This is a genomic window from Lysinibacillus sp. NPDC097279, assembly GCF_044761745.1.
GTDB lineage: Bacteria > Bacillota > Bacilli > Bacillales_A > Planococcaceae > Lysinibacillus.
On the sequence record NZ_JBIWDA010000002.1, the window covers coordinates 291,075 to 314,075 of the forward strand.

Here is a 23,001-nt window from a genome sequence, read left to right on the forward strand (position 1 = left end):
AAAGGCACTTTTGTTTGTTATGATAGGTTAGTATACGTCCGATTAGTTGTAGTGGGGGAGTTAGCATGTTTAAGAAGCTATTAGGTAAACAAGTAAATATGGATATACTATCATTGGAGGAACGTGTTGCCCTTTCGAAAAGCGAGCCGATTCCTGCCCATGTAGCGATTATTATGGACGGAAATGGACGTTGGGCTAAAAAACGCGCCATGCCACGTGTTGCTGGGCACCATGAAGGTATGAAGACGGTACGGAAGGTAACTAGATTTGCATCTGATCTTGGAATAAAAGTATTAACAGTGTATGCGTTCTCTACTGAAAATTGGAAACGACCAAAACCAGAAGTCGATTTTCTGATGCGTTTACCTGTTGAATTTTTGGGTTCTTTTTTACCGGAAATGATGGAGCGCAATGTGCGTGTTGAAATGATTGGGGATCCGTCGCTCTTACCAGCACATACACAAAAAGCATTGTATGAGGCTATGGAGGAGACGAAGCATAATACAGGGTTAATTTTAAATTTTGCTTTGAATTATGGCAGTCGCTCAGAAATGGTGAGCGCCATGAAAGCGATGCTTCAAAAAATTCAAGACGGTCAATTAACAATACAAGACATAAATGAGGAATGTATGACGTCTCATTTAATGACAGCTCATCTACCAGAGCCTGACTTACTTATTCGTACAAGTGGTGAAGTACGATTAAGTAACTTTATGTTATGGCAACTCGCCTATACAGAGTTTTGGTTTACAGATACATTGTGGCCAGATTTTAGCGAGGAAAACTTTCTGGAAGCGGTGGAAAACTATCAAAAACGTAATCGCCGTTACGGTGGGTTGAAGGGAGAAGAAACATCTTGAAACAGCGAATAATTACAGCAATCATTGCAGCGGCACTGTTTATTCCATTTGTCATTTATGGAAAAGTGCCATTTACACTACTTGTGCTTGCAATGGCTGTTGTAGGCTTTTATGAAATACTAAAGATGAAAAGTATTTCGATTTTTTCTGTACCAGGGTTGGTTGGCTTACTAACCCTTATTATGCTCGTAATACCAAATAACTGGGCAAATGAGGTAGTACATGCAATTGGCTACTCATCTGTATTAATGGTTATTTATGGACTTGTAATGCTTTTACTGATTTATGTTGTCCTAGTAAAAAATAAAATTACATTTGACGAAGTTGGCTTTATTTTACTTGGCGCGTTTTATGTAGGATTAGGCTTCCATTATTTAATTGAAACGAGAAGCTACGGTCTTGAATTTGTTGTATATTGTTTACTTGTTGTATGGACAACAGATTCTGGCGCATATTTTGTAGGTAGAAAATTAGGTAAAAATAAGTTATGGCCAGAAATTTCACCGAAGAAAACAATTGAAGGCTTTATTGGTGGGATTGTCATTGCAGTTATTTTTGCGATTGCGATGCAAGCAATTTATCCATTTGCGAATGGATATGTTTCACTAATATTTATTACGATTTTTGCTTCTATCATTGGACAAATGGGTGATTTAGTGGAGTCAGCTATAAAACGACACTTTGACGTGAAAGATTCGGGCAATATTTTACCAGGGCACGGCGGGATTTTAGATCGCTTTGACAGTTTGCTATTCGTAGTGCCTTTACTCCATTTTTTACATCTCTTCGGTAGCTAAATAAGCAAACTGAGTTGAGTTTATTTCATGAAAAATGATTTCAATGTGATTGATGAATATGCGAATAAGGACATTAATTCGCTTAGATAGAAAAAGGGGACGTTTTGTCGTGAAAAAAATTAGTTTATTGGGTGCAACTGGCTCTATCGGTTGGCAAACCTATGATATTTTAAAAGAACAACGTGATGCATTTCAACTTGTAGCGTTTTCTTCAGGAAAAAACATAGAAAAAACACGTGAAATGATTGAAACCTTACAGCCTGAACTTGTATCTGTTCAGCTGGAGGAAGATGCACGTTTGCTAGCAAAAGACTACCCACATGTACATTTCACATTCGGTGCAAAGGGGCTTGTAGAGGTTGCTACACATCCTGATTCGACGATACTTGTAAATGCAGTGCTCGGTAGCGTTGGTCTTGAATCCACACTAGCTGCAATTCGCATGAGCAAAACTATTGCCATTGCCAATAAGGAAACGCTTGTAACGGCAGGACACTTAGTGATGGCAGAAGCGAAAAAATACAATGCGCCAATATTACCAGTTGATAGTGAGCATTCTGCTATTTTCCAATCAATGAATGGTGAAAATCCAAAAAATATTGAGCGTTTAATTATTACAGCTTCTGGTGGTAGTTTCCGCGACAAAACGCGTGAAGAGTTAAAACATGTGACGGTTGCGGATGCACTCAATCATCCAAACTGGTCGATGGGCGCGAAAATAACGATAGATTCCGCTACGATGATGAATAAAGGGCTTGAAGTCATAGAAGCACATGTCTTGTTTAATATGCCATATGATAAAATTGATGTACTTTTACACAGAGAAAGTATTATTCACTCTCTAGTTGAGTATCATGATACTAGTGTTATTGCTCAGCTTGGTACACCAGATATGCGTGTCCCTATCCAGTACGCTTTAAGTTATCCAGACCGTATACCGCTTCATAATGGTCAACGACTTAATTTAGCGCAAATTGGTCAGCTTCATTTTAAAGAAATGGATTTTGAACGCTACCCAGCTTTGCGATTAGCCTTTGAAGCAGGGCGTACAGGAGGTACGATTTTAACTGCGATGAATGCGGCAAATGAAGCAGCAGTCGAAGCATTTTTACAAGGAAAAATAACTTTCCTTGAAATTGATGAAACAATTGAACGTATTATGCAGGGACACAATAATATTTTAGTGCCAGATTTACAAACAATTTTACATGTGGACAGAGAAACAAGAAAAATAGTGTTAGACATGGTAAAATAATTAAGACAGAAAGCTATCGTTAACTATTCGTTTTAAAAGAGGTGGGGTATTATGCAAACAGCCGTTGCATTTATTTTAATATTTGGCTTGCTCGTGTTTTTCCATGAACTTGGTCACTTCCTTTTTGCGAAGCGTGCAGGAATTATGGTTCGTGAATTCGCAATTGGTATGGGTCCGAAAATCTATGGTAAGACGCATGGTGAAACAATTTATACAGTCCGTTTATTGCCAATCGGTGGATATGTCCGCATGGCAGGAGAGGACATGGATGGTGTTGAATTACAGCCAGGTTACCGTGTAGGGATAATTGTCAATGAAGATAATATCGTGAATAAAATCATTTTTAATCAAAATAATAAACAATTGCCAGATTTATTATTTTTAGAAGTGGAACGTGCTGACTTAGAACGAGAGTTATTTATTGAAGGCTATGATGAAGAGGAAAATTTAGTTCGTTATAGTGTGGCAAGAGATTGTGTAGTTGTAGAAAATGGTAGAGAAACAGTAATTGCGCCATATGATCGTCAGTTTAACGCAAAAACAGTTGGTCAACGTGCAATGACAATTTTTGCTGGACCATTATTTAACTTCATACTAGCCTTTTTCATCTATATACTAATTGGCTTGTTAAATGGTGTCCCAACATATGAGCCTATTATTACAGAAGTAGTTGCAAACGATCCAGCAGCACAGGCAGGGATGCTTGCGGGGGATAAGGTTACATCTATCGATGGACAAGCTGTTGAAAAATGGCAAGACTTAGCTGCCATTGTACAAAAGCGCCCTGACCAAAATATTAATGTAACTGTTGAGCGCGGTGGACAAGTAGAAAGTCTTAACATGACAGTGAAAGGCGTTAAGCAGAACGGCGAGACTGTCGGGCAAATAGGTGTTAAGTATGAAAGTCCTCGTGTATTTAATCCTATAAAGGCTGTAGTTTACGGAGCACAAGAAACGTATAATATGACAGTTCGGATTTTTGAATTATTAGGTATGCTCATTACGGGGCAATTTACAATTGATGCCTTATCAGGACCAGTAGGTATTTATAAAACGACTGAGGAAGTTGCAGCGTGGGGCATTTTCGCATTAATGAATTTCGCAGCTATGTTAAGCATTAACCTTGGTATTATGAACCTTTTACCGCTTCCAGCGTTAGATGGCGGACGGCTCTTGTTCTTTGGCTTTGAAGCTGTAAGGGGTAAACCAATTGATCGTCAAAAAGAAGGAATGGTTCACTTCGTCGGCATCGTATTGCTGATGATATTAATGGTCGTTGTAACGTGGAACGATATTCAACGATTCTTCTTCTAGCTAACTTAAACGACAGTTTGCTTTCGTATTTCCAATGTCTTAAGCTTATACAAAATAAACTTGAGACAAGGTTTTGCTAAAGTGAAATTAAATTGTAAAATAGCTTTGAACGCAATTTTTTTGAAACATTGCGTTCAAAGCTAAATTTGTTTATGCTAATTAGAGTATAAATTTATTTATTAAAAAGGTGGAACACTGAATGAAGCAAAGTAAAACATTTATCCCAACGCTACGTGAAGTACCTGCGGATGCAGATGTAAAATCACATAAGCAATTATTACGTGCAGGGTTTATTCGTCAAAATACAAGTGGGGTATATTCGTATTTACCGCTTGCAAAACGTGTGTTAACAAAAATCGAAAATATTATTCGTGAAGAGATGGAAGCCATTAACTCAATCGAATTATTAATGCCTGCATTGCAATCTGCTGAACTGTGGCAAGAATCAGGCCGTTGGGAAAAATACGGTCCAGAATTGATGCGATTAAAAGATCGTCATAATCGTGACTTTGCCTTAGGACCAACACATGAAGAAGTAATAACTACTTTAGTGCGTGATGAAATAAAATCATATAAAAAGTTGCCATTAACACTCTATCAAATTCAAACAAAATTCCGTGATGAAAAACGTCCTCGTTTCGGCTTATTGCGAGGAAGAGAGTTTATTATGAAGGATGCATATTCTTTCCACGCTTCACGTGAGAGCTTAGATGAAACATATGAAGATATGTATCGTGCATACTCTAATATTTTCTCACGCTTAGGCTTAAACTATCGTGCAGTAATTGCGGATGCTGGCTCAATCGGTGGTAAAGGTACCCATGAATTTATGGTGCTTTCTGAAATTGGAGAAGATACAATTGCTTACTCTGATACTTCAGATTATGCAGCAAATATCGAGATGGCAGAAGTGACTGTAGAGTATCAACCAACTAACGAAGAAGTAAAAGACCTTGAAAAAGTAGCAACGCCAGATCAAAAAACAATCGAAGAAGTATCTGCATTTTTACAAGTAGCACCATCGAATGTTATTAAGTCATTAGTATTTAATATAGATGATGAATTAGTTGTTGTCCTTGCTCGTGGTGATCATGAAATAAATGATATTAAATTAAAAAATGCGCTAAATGCTGGTTCTGTAGAGCTTGCTGATGAAGCGGCGATTCGTCAGTTACTAGGCTGTGGCGTTGGTTCTATCGGACCTGTAAAATTACCAGTAGATGTAAAAGTTGTTGCGGATCATGCCATTAAATCAATTCGTAACGGTGTAGCTGGTGCAAATGAGGACGGCTTCCACCTTGTTAATGTTAACCCAGAGCGAGATTTTGCCATTAATGAATATTTAGATATTCGCTTTATTCAAGAAGGAGACCCATCTCCTGATGGACAAGGTATCATTAAATTTGCAGAAGGTATCGAAGTTGGCCATATTTTCAAATTAGGTACAACATATTCTGAAAAAATGAATGGAACATTTTTAGATGAGCAAGGTAAGGCACAGCCGTTTATTATGGGATGCTATGGTATTGGCGTATCACGTATTTTAGCTGCTGTAGCAGAACATTTCCAAGATGAGAATGGTTTCACTTGGCCTACACAATTAGCTCCATATGATATTCATGTAGTACCTGTTAATACGAAAGATGAAACACAAGTTTCATTAGCAAATGAGTTATATGGCTTACTAAAATCATATCGCTATGATGTACTATTAGATGATCGTGCTGAACGTGCAGGCGTGAAGTTTGCTGATGCAGATTTAATTGGCTTACCAGTTCGTGTAACAGTTGGTAAAAAGGCAACTGAAGGCGTTGTCGAAGTAAAATTCCGTCAAACAGGCGAAACTTTTGAATGGAAAAAAGAAGAGGTCATTGATCGCTTAAATGAATTTTTCCGTAAAAATTAATATCCTTTGGGAAGGTTAAACTCAAAAGATATAGATGCTCATACTAATAGCATCTTTTAATGAAGAATGAGGATTAAGCAAACGAATTCGCGACACTCCTACGGGAAGCCAAGCAAATCTCACTGAACAAAACAATGTGAGATTTGTGGATTTGCCCGTGGAAAGGGAGCGAATTTTTTTGCTTCAAATTTGAATAGTATTCGCTAGATAAAAATAGAACAAGAGGCTATTAGGGCTGCCTCCTTCTCTTTAAATGAAAGTAGGTGTCGACCGATTGGAACAGCAACAAGAAGCAAGACAGAGATTTCGAATGCTCTTGCAACAACTAGAGTTAACAGATGATGTATATATGTCTTTTTTTGAAGAGGGCGAGTTATCACGTCTAACGGTGCATAAAAAGAACAGACTCTGGCATTTTAATATTAAATTACGTGGCATACTTCCATTTCCGTTATATCAACTATTTCGTACACATCTAGCTGAAAAATTCGCTGCTATTGCGCAAATTGAAACAACCTTTGAAACAGTTGAAAAAAATGTTACGGAAGAACTTATCCAAACGTATTGGTTAACAGTTATTGAGCAAATCGACGATATGGCGCCACCGTTAAAAAACTGCCTTGTTTCGCAAATCCCAATGTGGAATGGGCAAAAAATTATGGTGTCCTGCAAGCAGGACATGGAGCTAATGATGCTGAAAACAAAATATGCAGAAAAGCTTGCAATGAGTTACAGTCAATTTGGTTTTCCGCAAATAGCCTTCGATTTTATGCTCCAAGAGGAAACAGATGAGATGCGTGAGGCGCAGCAAGCCTTTATCGAGCAAAAACGTTTAGAGGAAGCAGCAATGGCACAGCAAGCGATGCAAGACTTCCAAAAACGTGAGCAGGAGAAAAAGGACAATCCAGCATTGGCAGCGCTTGGCGATCGTCCATTCCAGCTTGGTATGCAAATTAAAGACGATGAAATTATGGAAATTAAGCGCATAGTGGAAGAAGAACGACGCGTCATTATTGAAGGCTTTGTTTTTGATACAGAAATCAGAGAGTTAAAAAGTGGCCGCTCACTTCTTCAAATTAAAATTACCGATTATACCGATTCAATCGTTGTCAAAATGTTCTCGCGTGATAATGACGATGCAGAACTGATGCAGCATTTGAAAAAAGGTATGTGGGTAAAAGTGCGTGGCTCGGTGCAAACCGATACCTTTATTCGTGATTTAATTGTGATGGCAAATGATATTAATGAAATAAAAAAAGAAACACGACAAGATAAAGCGCCAGAAGGTGAAAAAAGAGTAGAGTTACATTTGCATACACCGATGAGCCAAATGGACGCAGTGACGCCAGTAGATAGATTAGTGGCACAGGCTGCTAAATGGGGCCATCCAGCCATTGCGATAACAGACCATGCTGTAGTGCAATCTTTCCCTGATGCATATGGAGCGGGGAAAAAACATGGCATTAAAGTTATTTACGGTTTGGAAGCAAATTTAGTGGATGACGGTGTACCTATCGCATATGCTTCTGAGCATCGTGCATTAGACGAAGCAACTTATGTAGTCTTTGACGTCGAAACGACAGGTCTTTCTACTGCCTACGATACAATTATTGAGCTCGCAGCAGTAAAAATTAAAGGCGGCCATGTCATTGATAAATACGAAAGTTTTGCCAATCCACATCATGCACTGTCAGCAACGACAATCGAACTGACGGGCATTACAGATGATATGGTACGCAATGCACCTGAAGTGGAACAAGTTATCCATGAGTTCCATGCTTTTATTGAGGACGCTATCGTTGTGGCACACAATGCATCTTTCGATATGGGCTTCTTATATACTGGCTATAAAAAATACGGACTTGAAGACACAATTCACCCAGTAATTGATACACTAGAACTTGCCCGTTTGCTCCATCCAACAATGAAAAATCACCGTTTAAATACACTTTGTAAAAAATTCGGTATTGAATTAACGCAGCATCACCGTGCGATTTATGATACGGAAGCAACGGGCTATTTATTGTTGCATCTGTTAAAAGAAGCCGATGAACTAGGCATAAAATATCACGATGATTTCAATAAGCATGTTGGTGGTGGCGATGCATATAAAAAGGCGCGACCGATGCATTGTACGATTTTAGCAGTCAATAATGACGGTTTGAAAAATTTATTTAAAATCGTATCCCATTCTCACACAAAGACGTTCTACCGTGTCCCTCGGGTAACACGCTCTACACTGGAACAGTATAGAGAGGGGCTATTAATTGGTTCAGGCTGTAGTAACGGTGAAGTGTTTGAGACAATGATGAATAAATCCCCAGAGGAAGCGGAAAAAGTTGCAAGATTTTACGATTATATCGAAGTGCAACCAAAGGCTGTTTATGCACCTTTAATTGAACGTAATGTCGTTCGTGATGAGTGGACAATTGAAGATATAATACGCAAGCTTGTTAAATTGGGGAAAAAGATGAATAAGCCTGTAGTCGCTACTGGCAATGTTCATTATTTAGATCCAAACGATGGCATGTTTAGACAAATATTAATTGGTTCTCAAGGGGGCGCCAATATATTAAATAAATCTAAGCTTCCAGAAGTACATTTTAGAACGACTGATGAGATGCTGAAGGACTTTGACTTTTTAGGTCCTGATCTTGCGAAAGAAATAGTTGTCACAAATACGCAAAAAGTCGCTGATATGATTGGCGATGTCAAGCCAATTAAAGATGATTTATATACGCCAAAAATTGAAGGCTCCGATGATGAAGTAACAAATTTAACGTATGAAATGGCACATCGTATATATGGTGAGGAATTACCTGAAATCGTAAAAGCACGTATTGAAAAAGAATTAAAGTCGATTTTAGGCCATGGATTTGGTGTTATTTACTTAATTTCCGCGAAGCTCGTAAAAAAATCACTTGCTGACGGTTACTTAGTAGGTTCGCGTGGTTCGGTAGGTTCTTCATTAGTTGCAACCTTTATGGAAATTACAGAGGTAAACCCATTACCACCACATTATATTTGTCCAAATTGTAAGCATTCCGAGTTTTTCAATGACGGTTCGGTTAGCTCGGGCTATGACTTGCCAAACAAAGATTGTATTGAATGTGGCACACCATATAAAAAAGATGGGCAAGATATTCCGTTTGAAACGTTCCTTGGTTTTAAAGGAGATAAAGTACCTGATATCGATTTGAACTTCTCAGGTGAATACCAACCGCAAGCCCACAACTATACGAAGGTTTTGTTTGGTGAAGATTATGTATTCCGTGCAGGAACGATAGGTACTGTTGCGGAAAAAACAGCATACGGCTATGTAAAAGGTTATGCGAGCGACAACAATCTGCATTTCCGTGGTGCTGAAGTAGACCGTTTAGTACAGGGCTGTACAGGCGTTAAACGGACAACAGGGCAACATCCAGGTGGGATTATTGTAGTACCAGATTATATGGATATTTATGATTTCTCGCCAGTACAGTTCCCAGCGGACGCACAGGATTCAGAATGGAAAACAACGCACTTTGATTTCCACTCTATTCATGACAATATTTTAAAGCTCGATATTCTTGGGCACGATGACCCGACCGTAATTCGGATGTTACAAGATTTATCTGGAATTGACCCAAAAACAATCCCAACAGATGACCCGTTCGTTATGAAAATTTTTAGCTCACCTGAATCTCTAGGGGTGACAGAAAAACAAATTGGTTGTAAGACGGGTACATTAGGTATTCCAGAATTCGGTACACGATTTGTCCGTCAAATGCTAGAAGATACAAAACCATCTACATTCTCAGAGCTTGTCCAAATTTCAGGACTTTCGCACGGTACGGATGTATGGCTAGGTAATGCGCAGGAGCTTATCCAAAATGGAACATGCGTATTAAAAGAAGTAATCGGCTGTCGTGATGACATTATGGTATATCTAATATACCAAGGACTTGAACCGTCTTTAGCCTTTAAAATTATGGAGTCAGTTCGTAAAGGGAAAGGCTTATCAGAAGAATTTGAAGCAGAAATGCTAGCAAATAAAGTACCTGGATGGTATATCGAATCTTGTAAAAAGATAAAATATATGTTCCCTAAAGCCCATGCCGCTGCCTACGTTTTAATGGCAGTACGTATTGCTTGGTTTAAAGTGCATTTTCCAATCTTATATTATGCTGCCTACTTCACAGTAAGAGCAGATGATTTTGATTTAATTTCGATGACACAAGGTTCACAAATGATTCGTGCAAAAATAGATGAAATTAACATCAAAGGCCTAGATGCTTCTACAAAAGAGAAAAACTTACTGACGGTAATGGAGCTTGCGCTAGAAATGTGTGAGCGAGGCATGAACTTCCAAAAGGTTGATTTATATCGTTCGCAAGCTAGTGAGTTTATTATTGATGGCAATTCCTTAATCCCACCTTTTGATGCGATTCCAGGACTCGGAACGAACGTTGCCAAAACAATTGTAGCTGCACGTGAGAATGGCGAGTTTTTATCGAAAGAAGATTTACAACAACGAGGTCGTGTGTCGAAAACATTAATTGAGTATATGGATCAATTAGGTTGTTTGGAAGGCATGCCTGATGCGAACCAGTTATCGCTTTTCTAGGAAGCGCTCGAAACGTAAATTAAGGTCATTTGCATTGTAGCGTGAATTGTGCTATTCTTATGGTAATAATTTGTTGATAGTTTTCCAGCAAAAGAGTGGGGCATTCCCGCTCTTTTCTGTTGTTATACCGAAGCAAAGCAAATTTTTTAGACTAACAGCAGGTAAGACCGTCAAATTTCACCAACCTTACTGGTGGAATTTCTGTTTTATTACGCCTGAAATTGAAAAACGCAGGAGGAAACAATGAGCAAAGTACCATCTTTAATTGAAGAACTTGCTACGCCAATTGTCGAAGAGTTAAATCTTGAGTTGGTGGATGTTGAGTTTGTGAAAGAAGGACGTAACTGGTTTTTACGTGTTTATGTAGATACACCCGAGGGTGGAATTGACATTGGCCAATGTGCTCAAGTTAGTGAACGACTATGTTTACTGTTGGATGAAAAAGATCCTATTACACAAAATTATTATTTAGAGGTATCTTCACCAGGTGCAGAACGTCCATTAAAAAAAGATACTGATTTTAAAAAAGCCGTTGGCAAGTATATTTATGTGAAGACTTATGAGCCTATTAAGGACATGAAGGAATTCCAAGGCTACTTAACATCTTATGATGAACATACATTAGTGATGGAAGTACCCGTTAAAACCCGAAAAATTACAGTAACCATTGAACAAGAAAAAATCGCCTTGGCACGACTTGCCATCGATTTTTCAGCATAATGCATATTTAGGAGTGAAAATAAAATGAGTAGTGATTTGTTAGATGCGCTAACGGCGCTGGAAGAACAAAAAGGAATTTCAAGAGATGTGTTAATTGAAGCAATTGAGGCTGCATTAGTAACAGCTTACAAGCGTAACTTTAACCAAGCTCAGAATGTTCGTGTAGACTTAAATTTAGACAAAGGCTCAATTCGTGTGTTTTCACGTAAAGATGTTGTTGAAGAAGTTGACGATGACCGTTTACAAATTGCAATAGAAGATGCAAAGGCTATCAACCCTGCTTATCAATTAGAAGATATTGTTGAACAAGAAGTAACACCACGTAATTTTGGACGTATTGCTGCACAAACAGCGAAGCAAGTTGTTACACAACGTGTTCGTGAAGCAGAACGCGGTTTAATTTATGAGCAATACGTAGATCGAGAAGATGATATCGTAACAGGCGTTGTAGAACGTTTAGATGCACGTAACATTTACGTAGGTCTTGGCAAAGTAGAAGCTGCATTACCTCAAAACGAACAAATTCAAGGTGAAACGTACAACCCACATGATCGTATTAAAGTTTATATTACAAAAGTTGAACGTACGACGCGTGGACCACAAGTAATCGTTTCACGTACACACCCAGGCTTATTACGTCGTCTATTTGAAATGGAAGTGCCTGAAATTTATGAGGGCATTGTCGAAATCAAATCTATTGCTCGTGAAGCAGGGGATCGCTCTAAAATTTCCGTCCATGCACATAACGAAGAAGTGGATCCTGTAGGCTCATGTGTTGGTGCCAAAGGTGCGCGTGTACAAACAATTGTCAATGAACTTAACGGCGAGAAAATCGATATCGTTGAATGGTCAGAAGATCCTGTTGTATTCGTAGCAAATGCACTAAGCCCTTCAAAAGTATTAGATGTGCAAGTAAATGAAGAAGAAAAATCAACAACTGTTGTAGTTCCAGATTACCAATTATCGTTAGCAATAGGTAAACGTGGTCAAAATGCTCGTTTAGCTGCAAAATTAACTGGCTGGAAAATTGATATTAAAAGTGAAACAGATGCACGTGAGTTAGGTATTTACCCATCTGCAACAAGCACATTCGTACCTGCTGAAGATAGCGACTACGAAGAAGCTGCAGTTGACTTATATCAAGACGACGAAGAATAAGTAAGAAAGCCCGTGTGACTGGTCACCTGGCTTTATTCAGTGGGCGTTCCCAGGCCGACTGAATAAAGCCAGAAGCTGAGGCAAAGGTTCAGGATTTTGAGAGGCGTGATTGTACTCCACAATGGGCAAATCACAAAATGCCACCTTGCTGTATTGGTTATGGCTAGTCCACCTCTTACGAAGCTTCAGAGAGGAAAGGTGATTCTTATGGCGATTAATAAAAAAGTACCACTTCGAAAATGCGTAGCTACTGGAGAAATGCTACCAAAAAAAGCAATGATTCGTGTTGTTCGCTCGAAAGAGGGCGAGGTAAGCGTTGATGTTTCAGGGAAAAAACCTGGTCGTGGCGCCTATGTTTCCAAGTCTGAGCAGGCTGTTGACATCGCGCGTAAGAAAAATGTATTAGGGCATCAGCTTGAAGCAAAAATTCCTGAAGAGATTTACGAAGAGCTTCTAATGCTCATTCGTCGGGAGGCTATTTTATGACCAATCAAGCAGTGTTTAATTTGCTTGGTATAGCGGCTAGAGCCCGTAAAGTTATTTCAGGTGAAGAGTTAGTAGTAAAGGAAGTTCGCAATGGTAATGCTAAGCTAGTATTACTCGCAAACGATGCTTCTAAAAACTCTAATAAAAAAATTCAAGATAAATGCACTTATTACAACGTTGAGTATCATGTAATTGGCGATCGTTATGATCTAGGACATGCTACAGGTAAGGAGGCCCGAGTGGCTTTAGCTATTACCGATAAAGGTTTTGCAAGTAAATTGTCTAGTCTACTCAACGAAAAATAATCGGGGGTGAGCAGATGACCAAAATCAGAGTTCATGAATATGCCAAACAAGTGAATAAATCGAGTAAAGAGGTTATTGAAGCGCTAAGTAAATTAAATGTGAGTGTAACAAATCATATGTCTATGTTGGAGAATGATACAGTGGTGAAGTTAAACCAATCATTTAAAGCACCAACAGATAAAAGAGACGCAAAACAACCTACTCAAAATGTAACACAACGATCTCAAGCGAATGGACAACAAAAACCACAGCAATCGGTGAAAAAGCAAGATGGACAAAAGCAGCAGTCTGCTACTTCTAAGCCGAAAGCGAATAATTACAATCAACAAACGCAACAAAACTCAAATTCGTCTAACGAAAAATCTAAGAATACAAAAGGTAATCAAAATCGAAATATGACACAAAATAATAATAATAACAATAATAATAATAATCGTAGAGGTGGCGGTGGCTACAACCAACGTCCAAAACCAGGAATTCACGGCGGTAAACGCCGTCATCCAAAAACGCATCAACCATCAATTCCAATGAAACAAAAAGAATTACCAGAAAAAATTACATTTGTAGAATCACTTTCTGTAGCTGAATTAGCAAAAAAATTATACCGTGAGCCATCTGAAATCATTAAAAAATTATTTATGCTTGGTGTAATGGCTACAATTAACCAAGAATTAGATAAGGATGCAATCGAGTTAATTTGCGCAGACTACGGTGTAGAAGTTGAAGAAGAAATTCGTGTAGATATTACGGATTTAGAAACGCACTTCGAACAAACAGAGGAAGCTAATGAAGCTGAATTATCAGAACGTCCTCCTGTTGTAACTATTATGGGTCACGTTGACCATGGTAAAACAACGTTACTTGACTCAATCCGTCATACAAAAGTAACTGCTGGAGAAGCAGGTGGTATTACACAACATATCGGTGCATACCAAGTAACTGAAGGCGACAAAAAGATTACTTTCCTTGATACGCCTGGGCATGCTGCCTTCACAACAATGCGTGCGCGCGGTGCGAAAGTAACAGACTTAACAATTTTAGTAGTAGCGGCTGATGATGGTGTAATGCCTCAAACAGTTGAAGCAATTAACCATGCTAAAGCAGCAGAAGTGCCAATTATTGTTGCTGTTAACAAAATGGATAAACCATCAGCAAACCCTGATCGTGTAATGCAAGAATTAACTGAGCATGCACTTGTACCTGAGGCTTGGGGTGGCGATACAATTTTCGTCCCTATTTCAGCATTAAAAGGTGAAGGTATTGACACATTGTTAGAAATGGTATTACTTGTTGCTGAAGTTGGAGAGTTAAAAGCAAATCCAGATCGTTTGGCACTTGGTACTGTAATCGAAGCACAACTTGATAAAGGTCGCGGTTCTGTTGCAACACTATTAGTGCAAGATGGTACGTTAAAAGTTGGAGACCCTATCGTAGTTGGTCACGCTTATGGTCGCGTACGTGCAATGGTCAACGATAAAGGTCGTCGCGTGAAAGAAGCTGGCCCATCAACGCCAGTTGAAATTACAGGATTAAACGATGTGCCACAAGCTGGTGACCGCTTCGTTGTATTCGAAGACGAAAAAACAGCTCGTCAAGTTGGGGAAACACGTGCAATGACAGCAATTCAAGCACAACGTTCTGAAAAACAACGTGTAACGCTTGATAACTTATTCGAACAAATGAGCCAAGGCGAAATGAAAGAGTTAAACTTAATCGTTAAAGCTGACGTTCAAGGTACTGTAGAAGCGATGGCTGCTTCACTTATGAAGATTGATGTTGAAGGCGTAAATGTGAAAATTATTCATACAGGCGCTGGCGCAATTACAGAATCAGATATTTCTCTTGCAGCAGCATCGAATGCAATCGTTATCGGTTTCAACGTACGACCTGATATTAACGCTAAACGTGCAGCGGAAGAAGAAGGCGTAGATATTCGTCTACACCGTGTTATTTATAAAGTAATCGAAGAAATCGAGCAAGCGATGAAAGGAATGCTAGACCCAGAATTTGAAGAAAAAATTATTGGTCAAGCGGAAGTTCGTCAAACAATTAAAGTATCAAAAGTGGGTACGATTGCTGGTTCTTATGTTACAGAAGGTAAAGTAACACGTGATTCAGGCGTTCGTGTCATCCGTGATAACGTCGTGATTTTCGAAGGCGAATTAGATACATTAAAACGTTTCAAAGACGAAGTAAAAGAAGTTGCAAGAGGATACGAATGTGGTATTACAATTACAAACTTCAATGACATTAAAGAAGGCGACATTATTGAAGCCTACATTATGGAAGAAGTTAAACGTGCATAATGATTGTATACGTTGAGGTAGAATTCATTATTCAAACTGCCCATTCGTTAAAGGAAAAGCGCGCTGTTTTACAGCGTATGATTACTCGCACAAAACAAAAGTTTAATGTTTCCATTGCAGAAATTGACCACCAAAATGTATGGCAACGTACGAAATTAGCGCTTGTGGCTGTTTCTTCCTCGAAAGAAGCAGCGGAGCGTGAAATCAATCATGCATTACATTATTTAGAGTCAAATCCTTCATGGGAACAGCTTAATGTGTGGCGAGACTATTTATAAGCAGTAAAGATATTTGCGAATGCAGGATGTCTGTTGAGCGTATCAACAAACGCTAACAGCACCTTTAGCGCAAATATTTGAACATCGAAATTGAGGTGACTAATTATGTCTCTACGCTCAAACCGTGTTGCTGAGCAAATGAAAAAAGAGCTTGGTGATATTATTGGCCGTAAAATTAAAGATCCGCGTGTTGGCTTCGTTACTGTTACTGGTGTAGATGTAACTGGTGATTTACAACAAGCGACAATTTATATTACATCATTAGGCAATGAACGCGAACGTGAGGAAACGTTAAAAGCTTTAGTAAAAGCTGCTGGCTTTATCCGTTCAGAAATTGGTTCTCGTATCCGTTTACGTCGAACACCAGAGTTAATCTTTGAATTCGATTCATCGATTGAATACGGTAACCGTATTGATTCATTGTTACGTGGTTTACACAAAGAATAAGCAAATCAGTAAAAGTCTGCCACATGCATTTTCATGCAGGCAGACTTTTTTTATGCAATTTTGTTTAAGGAGGATTTTTATGAACGGTATTTTACCACTTTGGAAAGAACGTGGCATGACAAGTCATGATTGCGTATTTAAATTACGAAAAATATTGCGTACAAAAAAAGTTGGCCATACGGGCACATTAGATCCAGGAGTAGAAGGTGTTCTTCCAATTTGTATCGGGCAGGCAACCCGCATCGCAGAATATTTAACAGATGCAGGGAAGACTTATGAGGCAGTAATTTCAATTGGGCGAACAACGACAACTGAAGATGCCGAAGGAGAAACAGTTGCAGAAGATAACACAATTAAGTCGTTTACACGTGCAGAATTACTCGATGTATTAGCGTCTTTAACTGGTATCATTAATCAAACACCACCGATGTTTTCAGCTGTCAAAGTAAATGGTAAACGTTTATATGAATATGCACGTAAAGGTGAGACTGTTGAAAGACCAACAAGACAGGTAACAATTTATGCTTTAGAGTTACTAGACGATCAGGAAATATACGAAGGGCAGGACATTACGTTCCCTGTAAGGATTTCATGTAGCAAAGGGACATATATTCGTACACTTGCTGTGCAAATTGGCGAAGCACTTGGTTATCCTGCACATATGCAAGCACTTGTTCGAACAGCATCAGGTACTTTTACGCAAGACAATTGCTTTACACTAGCACAAGTTGCCGAATTAATGGAAACTGAACAAATTAATACATGTATTCTTCCTGTAGAATATGCCTTATCTGACTATCCATATATTGAAATAACTTCCGCTAATGAAAAAGAAATTTTCAATGGACAAGTGCTTCCAGCAGATGCATTATTAAAGGTGCATGATAAAATTGTGTTTGGAATCAAAGGGAAAGCATTTGCGGTTTATCAAGCCCATCCGACTAAGGAAGGGTACATGAAACCACATAAAATGTTTCCGACGATAGAGTAGGAGGATTTTTTGTATGGAGGTTATTCATTTAAAATACCCACACCAATTACAGCAACGAGAAAGCATACCGCCTTACTCATTGGCTATTGGCTTTTTTGATGGTGTACATATTGGACATCAGGCGGTTATTGATGCTGCCAAGCAAGAGGCGGAAAAGCGACAAATCTCAACTGCCGTTATGACATTTGATCCGCATCCATCTTTAGTGCTAGGCGGTCGAAATGAAAAAGTATTTTATATTACATTATTACAGCAGAAATTGCAGTTGTTTGAAGAACAAGGTGTAGATACTGTATTTGTTGTACATTTCACATCGGACTTTGCAAAGCTGTCACCTGCTGCTTTTATTGATACATTTATTCGAGGGTTAAATATTCAACACGTTACAGCTGGCTTTGATTTTTCATTTGGTGCATTTGGAAAAGGCACAATGGAAGATATGCGCGCATTGAGTAATGGGGAGTATGGTGTAACAGTTGTCGATAAAAAAACCGATGCGACTGAGAAAATTAGCTCCACGCGTATTCGTAAGTTATTGCAAGAAGGGGATATGGAGGCAGCAAGAATGCTTCTAGGGCGACCTTTTGACATTAAAGGGATAGTCGTGCATGGTGATAAACGTGGACGTACAATAGGCTTCCCTACCGCTAATGTGCAAGCATTAGAAGGTACTTATATTCCAGCAAGCGGTGTTTATGCTGTTCGATTACTTGTGCAAAATAATTGGTATGATGGTGTATGTAATGTAGGCTATAAACCAACATTTAAAGATCCTAATGACAAGCAACTGTCTATTGAAGTTCATATTTTAAACTTCGATAAAAATATTTATGGCGAAGAAGTACATGTTGCTTGGTATAAACGTATTCGAAGTGAGCGTAAATTTGATGGCATCGAAGCGTTAAAAACACAAATAGAAAAAGACAAGCAAGAGGCTATTCACTTTTTTAACGTAATAGAATAGACGATGCCATGCTTGGATGTTTGGCAGGACTACGTTATTACTTGCTTGACCCTTTATTTTATGGTAACATTCATAAGTGCATAAAGTGCTTAACCTTAGCTCGGTATACCGAAGACTCCAACGTTTACTGTGCTAATGGGGATTAAACAATTATTTAGGAGGTCAATACAAATGGCTATTACAAAAGAACGTAAAAACGAAATTATCGCTGAGTACCGTACTCACGAAAGTGACACTGGTTCTCCAGAAGTACAAGTTGCAGTTTTAACAGCTGAAATCAACGCTTTAAACACTCACTTACGTACACACAAAAAAGATTTCCACTCTGAGCGTGGTCTTCTTAAAATGGTAGGTCGTCGTCGTCACTTACTTAAATATCTACGTGAAACTGACGTTCAACGTTACCGTGAACTAATCAATCGTTTAGGCTTACGTCGCTAATTGACAATCGAAAAGCGGGATTATTCCCGCTTTTTCTTTATGTTTATAAAACTTTTAAGCTATTTTAAGTATTCATTTAGTTTGGTACTTCCAAATGGAAAGCGCATGACGAAGTGCAAATGAAACGAAACATCGTGTAGATGTTGGCAACTATTATCATGAATAGAAAAAATTAGTCAAATATAATACAAATATAAGCACAAAAGCAAGCTAAAACGCCATTAAAACCAAATTAAGAAATAAATCCTAAATAAATTGGCAATAACTGAATTTAAATGTATGATTATTTCATGAAATATTTAGCATAGAACAAGCATTTTTGGTACACTTACTATTAGTACATACAGACGAGTAAGTGTTTTTATAATAGAGAGGGGTTCATTGAATGAACGAAAAGAAAGTCTATTCCTACGAATGGGCTGGCCGTCCACTTGTAATTGAAGTAGGACAGTTAGCAAAACAAGCAAATGGAGCAGCATTAGTACGCTATGGTGATACTTCTGTACTTGCAACAGCAACAATGTCAAAATCACCAAAACCACTAGATTTCTTCCCATTAACAGTAAACTACGAAGAACGTTTATATGCAGCGGGTAAAATTCCTGGCGGCTTTATTAAACGTGAAGGACGTCCATCGGAAAAAGCGATTTTAGCAAGCCGCTTAATTGACCGTCCAATTCGCCCAATGTTCCCAGATGGTTTCCGTAATGAAGTACAAGTAATTTCAATGGTTATGTCTAATGATCCTGATTGCACGTCTGAAATGGCAGCTATGGTCGGTTCATCATTAGCATTAGCAATTTCTGATATTCCATTCGGTGGCCCAATTGCTGGTGTACAAGTTGGATATATTGACGGTGAATTCATCGTGAACCCAACAGTGGAGCAGTCTAAAATTTCAACAGTTCATTTATCTGTCGCTGGAAATAAAGATGCTATTAACATGGTTGAAGCAGGCGCTTTAGAAGTACCAGAAGAAGTAATGTTAGAAGCTATTATGTTCGGTCATGAAGAAATTAAAAAAATTATTGCTTTCCAAGAGCAAATTATTGCTGAAGTAGGGAAAGAAAAAATACCTGTAACATTGTTTGAAATTGATGAAGCGATTCAAGCTGATATTAAAGCAGCGTGTGAAACGGAAATGCATGATGCGATTCAAACTGCTGAAAAACATGCACGTGATGAAGCTATCAAAGCGGTGAAAGACCGTATTATCGCTTCTTATGAAGAACAAGAAGCTGATGACACAACAATGAAACAAGTGCATACAATTTTAGATAAAATGGTGAAAGACGAAGTTCGTCGCCAAATTACGGAAGATAAAATCCGTCCAGATGGTCGTAAACTCGATGAAATTCGCCCACTTTCTTCTGAAACAGGTCTATTACAACGTACGCATGGTTCGGCATTATTTACACGTGGACAAACTCAAGCACTGTCAATTTGTACTTTAGGTGCACTTGGCGATGTACAAATTATCGACGGTTTAGGTGTAGAAGAATCTAAACGCTTTATGCATCACTACAATTTCCCTCAATTCTCTGTAGGGGAAACTGGTCCAATTCGTGGTCCAGGTCGTCGTGAAATCGGTCACGGTGCTTTAGGTGAGCGTGCACTCGAAGCAGTAATTCCTGATGAATCTGTATTCCCATATACAATTCGTTGTGTATCAGAAGTACTTGAATCAAACGGCTCAACTTCACAAGCTTCAATCTGTGCTTCTACTTTAGCTATGATGGATGCTGGTGTTCCGTTAAAAGCACCTGTTGCTGGTATTGCAATGGGACTTATTAAAAAAGGTGAGCATTACTCAATTTTAACGGATATCCAAGGTATGGAAGATCATCTTGGTGATATGGACTTTAAAGTAGCTGGTACAGCTAAAGGTGTAACAGCACTTCAAATGGATATTAAAATTGACGGTTTATCTCGCAATATTTTAGAAGAAGCATTAACTCAAGCAAAAATTGGACGTATGCATATTTTAGAATCTATGCTTGCAACACTTGCACAACCACGTGAGAAACTATCTGCTTATGCACCGAAAATCGTAATTGTGCGTATTAATCCAGATAAAATCCGCGATGTCATTGGACCAGGTGGTAAGCAAATTAACAAAATTATTGAAGAAACAGGCGTAAAAATTGATACAGAGCAAGATGGTACAATTTATATTTCTTCAGCAGATGAAGAAATGAACGCACGTGCAAAACAAATTATAGAAGATATCGTACGTGAAGCAAAAGTAGGCGAATACTACTTATCAACTGTTAAACGTATCGAGAAATTCGGTGCTTTCTGTGAAATCTTCCCAGGTAAAGATGGCTTATTACACATTTCTGAAATTCAAGAAGAGCGTACTAAGCAAGTAGAAGATGTATTAAAGCTAGGCGATCAATTACTTGTGAAAGTAATTGAAATCGACAAGCAAGGTCGTGTAAACTTATCTCGTAAAGTAGTTATTCAAGAGGAAAAAGAACGCGCAGAACAAGGTAAATAATTTTATAAATTAAAGGCTGCGTGTGATGCGCAGCCTTTTTCAAATAAAACGGTTAAAAAGGAGGAAATTATTTGGTACAAGTACATACATGTCAAAACGGTGTGCGTATTGTGTCCGAGCAAATTGATCATGTAAGATCTGTGGCGCTTGGCATATTTGTCAATGCTGGTTCTCGCTATGAACTTCCAGAAGAGAATGGGATTACACACTTTATCGAACATATGCTTTTTAAAGGGACAAAAACGCGAACTGCTCGCCAAATAGCAGAAGAATTTGATCGTATTGGTGGGGAGCTAAATGCCTTTACTTCAAAGGAAAACACATGCTATTATGCAAAAGTTTTAGATCATCATGCGGAGCTTGCCATAACAATTCTTGCAGATATGTTCTTTCATTCGACATTTACGGAAGAAGAATTGGAGAAAGAGCGTCAAGTAGTACTAGAGGAAATATTCATGAGTGAAGATGCTCCTGATGATGATGTGCATGAAAAGCTTTGGGAAGTAATGTATCCAAATGATGCACTAGGCCGTCCAATTTTAGGGACTGCTACTACATTAAAAACATTTACTGCAGATGTGATTCGACAGTATATGGCTAAACATTATGGACCAGAGTCGATTGTCATTTCCGTGGCTGGCAATATTTCACCGTCACTATTAACGACAATTGAAAACTTATTTGGACAATATGAAGCTTCACCGCATGCTGTGGTACCTGTCTTGACAAATCCACAGTTCCAACCAGGAGAAATTATGAAAACGCGTGATACGGAACAGGCTCATTTAGCGATTTCCTATCCTGCAATTGGAGTCAAAGATCCAGATATGTATAGTTTTATTGCTTTAAATAATATTATCGGTGGCAACATGAGCTCCCGTCTGTTCCAAGAAGTACGTGAAGAGCGTGGCTTAGCTTATACAATTTTCTCTTATCAATCATGCTATGCAGACGTTGGGGCATTTACGATTTATGGCAGTGCAAGTCGCCAACAACTAGCGCAATTGCAGCATACAATTGATGCTACATTGCTAGATATTGTAGCGGGAGGTGTGACTGAGGAAGAGCTAGATAATGCTAAGGAACAGCTAAAAGGAAGTTTTGTGCTTGGTCTTGAAGGAACGGGTGCGCGTATGAATCGGAATGGGACAAGTGAATTAGTTCATCGACGACATCGTACAGTAGATGAAGTATTGGCTTCAATTGATGCTGTTACGATGGATTCAATAGATCGACTCATTGCCAAAATTTTAAAAGCAGAGCCTGCAATTGCTATAATCGGACCTGAAGCTTAAAAGAGTCTAAAGCGCGGTCACAAAAAATTCATATTTTATTACGAGGCATCTAACGTTCAATCGTTGGATGCCTCGTTTTAGTTTGGCGTCCTCCAATTGATTATATAATCTGCACTTTGCGTGTTAAATGTTGAAGTGAAAATAACCTATCTCGCCTTTCATAAATAGTGGCGAAAACGTATAGCATTAAACTATTTCAGTTGATTTCAGCTACGTGCGGTCGCTTTGCACGGGCACAAAATCAACTAATTTTTGTGGTGAAAATAAACCTATTTGGCGACAAAGTGCCTGGCACTCAAACAATTATGGAGGGTGTCCAAAAAGCTAGGTATAATTTCCAATTGGAAATTATATTATCAATTAGGCGTTGCT

18 protein-coding genes are annotated in these 23,001 nt (G+C 38.6%); all 18 read left to right on the forward strand.

Annotated elements, in window-relative coordinates; all coding sequences use genetic code 11:
- Positions 1–65: 65 nt before the first annotated feature.
- The 18 genes from ACIQ1H_RS11510 to ACIQ1H_RS11595 all read left to right on the forward strand — a co-directional run bounded on the left by ACIQ1H_RS11510 (position 66) and on the right by ACIQ1H_RS11595 (position 22,629).
- Positions 66–860, forward strand: a complete 795-nt coding sequence (locus tag ACIQ1H_RS11510; protein WP_173477732.1) for an undecaprenyl pyrophosphate synthase — start codon at positions 66–68, stop codon at positions 858–860.
- A complete protein-coding gene (locus tag ACIQ1H_RS11515; protein ID WP_173477731.1) occupies positions 857–1,657 on the forward strand; it encodes a phosphatidate cytidylyltransferase in 801 nt (266 codons plus the stop codon). The genes ACIQ1H_RS11510 and ACIQ1H_RS11515 overlap by 4 nt, the downstream gene beginning before the upstream one ends.
- A gap of 109 nt (positions 1,658–1,766) precedes the next feature.
- On the forward strand, positions 1,767–2,912 hold the full coding sequence (dxr, locus tag ACIQ1H_RS11520; RefSeq protein ID WP_173477730.1) for a 1-deoxy-D-xylulose-5-phosphate reductoisomerase: 1,146 nt from the start codon (positions 1,767–1,769) through the stop codon (positions 2,910–2,912).
- A 51-nt stretch (positions 2,913–2,963) separates the two neighbouring features.
- Entirely contained in the window at positions 2,964–4,226 is a 1,263-nt protein-coding gene (gene rseP / locus ACIQ1H_RS11525) for an RIP metalloprotease RseP (protein ID WP_402888880.1), read from the forward strand.
- A 199-nt stretch (positions 4,227–4,425) separates the two neighbouring features.
- Complete coding sequence (locus ACIQ1H_RS11530; protein WP_337981902.1) at positions 4,426–6,132, forward strand: proline--tRNA ligase; 1,707 nt, start codon at positions 4,426–4,428, stop codon at positions 6,130–6,132.
- Between the two features lie 274 nt (positions 6,133–6,406).
- Positions 6,407–10,738 carry a PolC-type DNA polymerase III gene (locus tag ACIQ1H_RS11535; protein WP_402888881.1) on the forward strand — a complete coding sequence of 1,444 codons (4,332 nt, stop codon included), beginning with the start codon at positions 6,407–6,409 and terminating at the stop codon, positions 10,736–10,738.
- Positions 10,739–10,981: 243 nt separating this feature from the next.
- Positions 10,982–11,458, forward strand: coding sequence for a ribosome maturation factor RimP (gene rimP / locus ACIQ1H_RS11540; protein WP_173477727.1), 477 nt, complete (start codon positions 10,982–10,984; stop codon positions 11,456–11,458).
- A gap of 24 nt (positions 11,459–11,482) precedes the next feature.
- Positions 11,483–12,616 carry a transcription termination factor NusA gene (gene nusA / locus ACIQ1H_RS11545; protein ID WP_173477726.1) on the forward strand — a complete coding sequence of 378 codons (1,134 nt, stop codon included), beginning with the start codon at positions 11,483–11,485 and terminating at the stop codon, positions 12,614–12,616.
- A 207-nt stretch (positions 12,617–12,823) separates the two neighbouring features.
- A complete protein-coding gene (gene rnpM / locus ACIQ1H_RS11550) occupies positions 12,824–13,102 on the forward strand; it encodes an RNase P modulator RnpM (RefSeq protein WP_402888883.1) in 279 nt (92 codons plus the stop codon).
- Positions 13,099–13,407, forward strand: a complete 309-nt coding sequence (locus ACIQ1H_RS11555) for a YlxQ family RNA-binding protein (protein WP_173477724.1) — start codon at positions 13,099–13,101, stop codon at positions 13,405–13,407. The genes rnpM and ACIQ1H_RS11555 overlap by 4 nt, the downstream gene beginning before the upstream one ends.
- Before the next feature lie 14 nt (positions 13,408–13,421).
- Positions 13,422–15,713: a translation initiation factor IF-2 gene (gene infB / locus ACIQ1H_RS11560; protein WP_173477723.1), complete on the forward strand. Its 2,292-nt coding sequence runs from the start codon at positions 13,422–13,424 to the stop codon at positions 15,711–15,713.
- Positions 15,713–15,991, forward strand: a complete 279-nt coding sequence (locus ACIQ1H_RS11565; RefSeq protein ID WP_173477722.1) for a DUF503 domain-containing protein — start codon at positions 15,713–15,715, stop codon at positions 15,989–15,991. Before infB ends, ACIQ1H_RS11565 begins: the two co-directional genes overlap by 1 nt.
- Before the next feature lie 105 nt (positions 15,992–16,096).
- The gene (gene rbfA / locus ACIQ1H_RS11570) at positions 16,097–16,438 is read left to right on the forward strand and encodes a 30S ribosome-binding factor RbfA (RefSeq protein WP_024361990.1); all 342 of its coding nucleotides are present in this window, start codon (positions 16,097–16,099) and stop codon (positions 16,436–16,438) included.
- Between the two features lie 79 nt (positions 16,439–16,517).
- Entirely contained in the window at positions 16,518–17,429 is a 912-nt protein-coding gene (truB, locus tag ACIQ1H_RS11575) for a tRNA pseudouridine(55) synthase TruB (protein WP_402888885.1), read from the forward strand.
- 13 nt (positions 17,430–17,442) lie between these two features.
- Positions 17,443–18,393 carry a riboflavin biosynthesis protein RibF gene (gene ribF, locus ACIQ1H_RS11580; RefSeq protein ID WP_173477720.1) on the forward strand — a complete coding sequence of 317 codons (951 nt, stop codon included), beginning with the start codon at positions 17,443–17,445 and terminating at the stop codon, positions 18,391–18,393.
- A 171-nt stretch (positions 18,394–18,564) separates the two neighbouring features.
- Positions 18,565–18,834 carry a 30S ribosomal protein S15 gene (rpsO, locus tag ACIQ1H_RS11585; RefSeq protein ID WP_008178982.1) on the forward strand — a complete coding sequence of 90 codons (270 nt, stop codon included), beginning with the start codon at positions 18,565–18,567 and terminating at the stop codon, positions 18,832–18,834.
- A gap of 385 nt (positions 18,835–19,219) precedes the next feature.
- Complete coding sequence (gene pnp / locus ACIQ1H_RS11590; protein WP_173477719.1) at positions 19,220–21,334, forward strand: polyribonucleotide nucleotidyltransferase; 2,115 nt, start codon at positions 19,220–19,222, stop codon at positions 21,332–21,334.
- A gap of 71 nt (positions 21,335–21,405) precedes the next feature.
- Positions 21,406–22,629 carry a M16 family metallopeptidase gene (locus ACIQ1H_RS11595; RefSeq protein ID WP_402888888.1) on the forward strand — a complete coding sequence of 408 codons (1,224 nt, stop codon included), beginning with the start codon at positions 21,406–21,408 and terminating at the stop codon, positions 22,627–22,629.
- Positions 22,630–23,001: the final 372 nt, after the last annotated feature.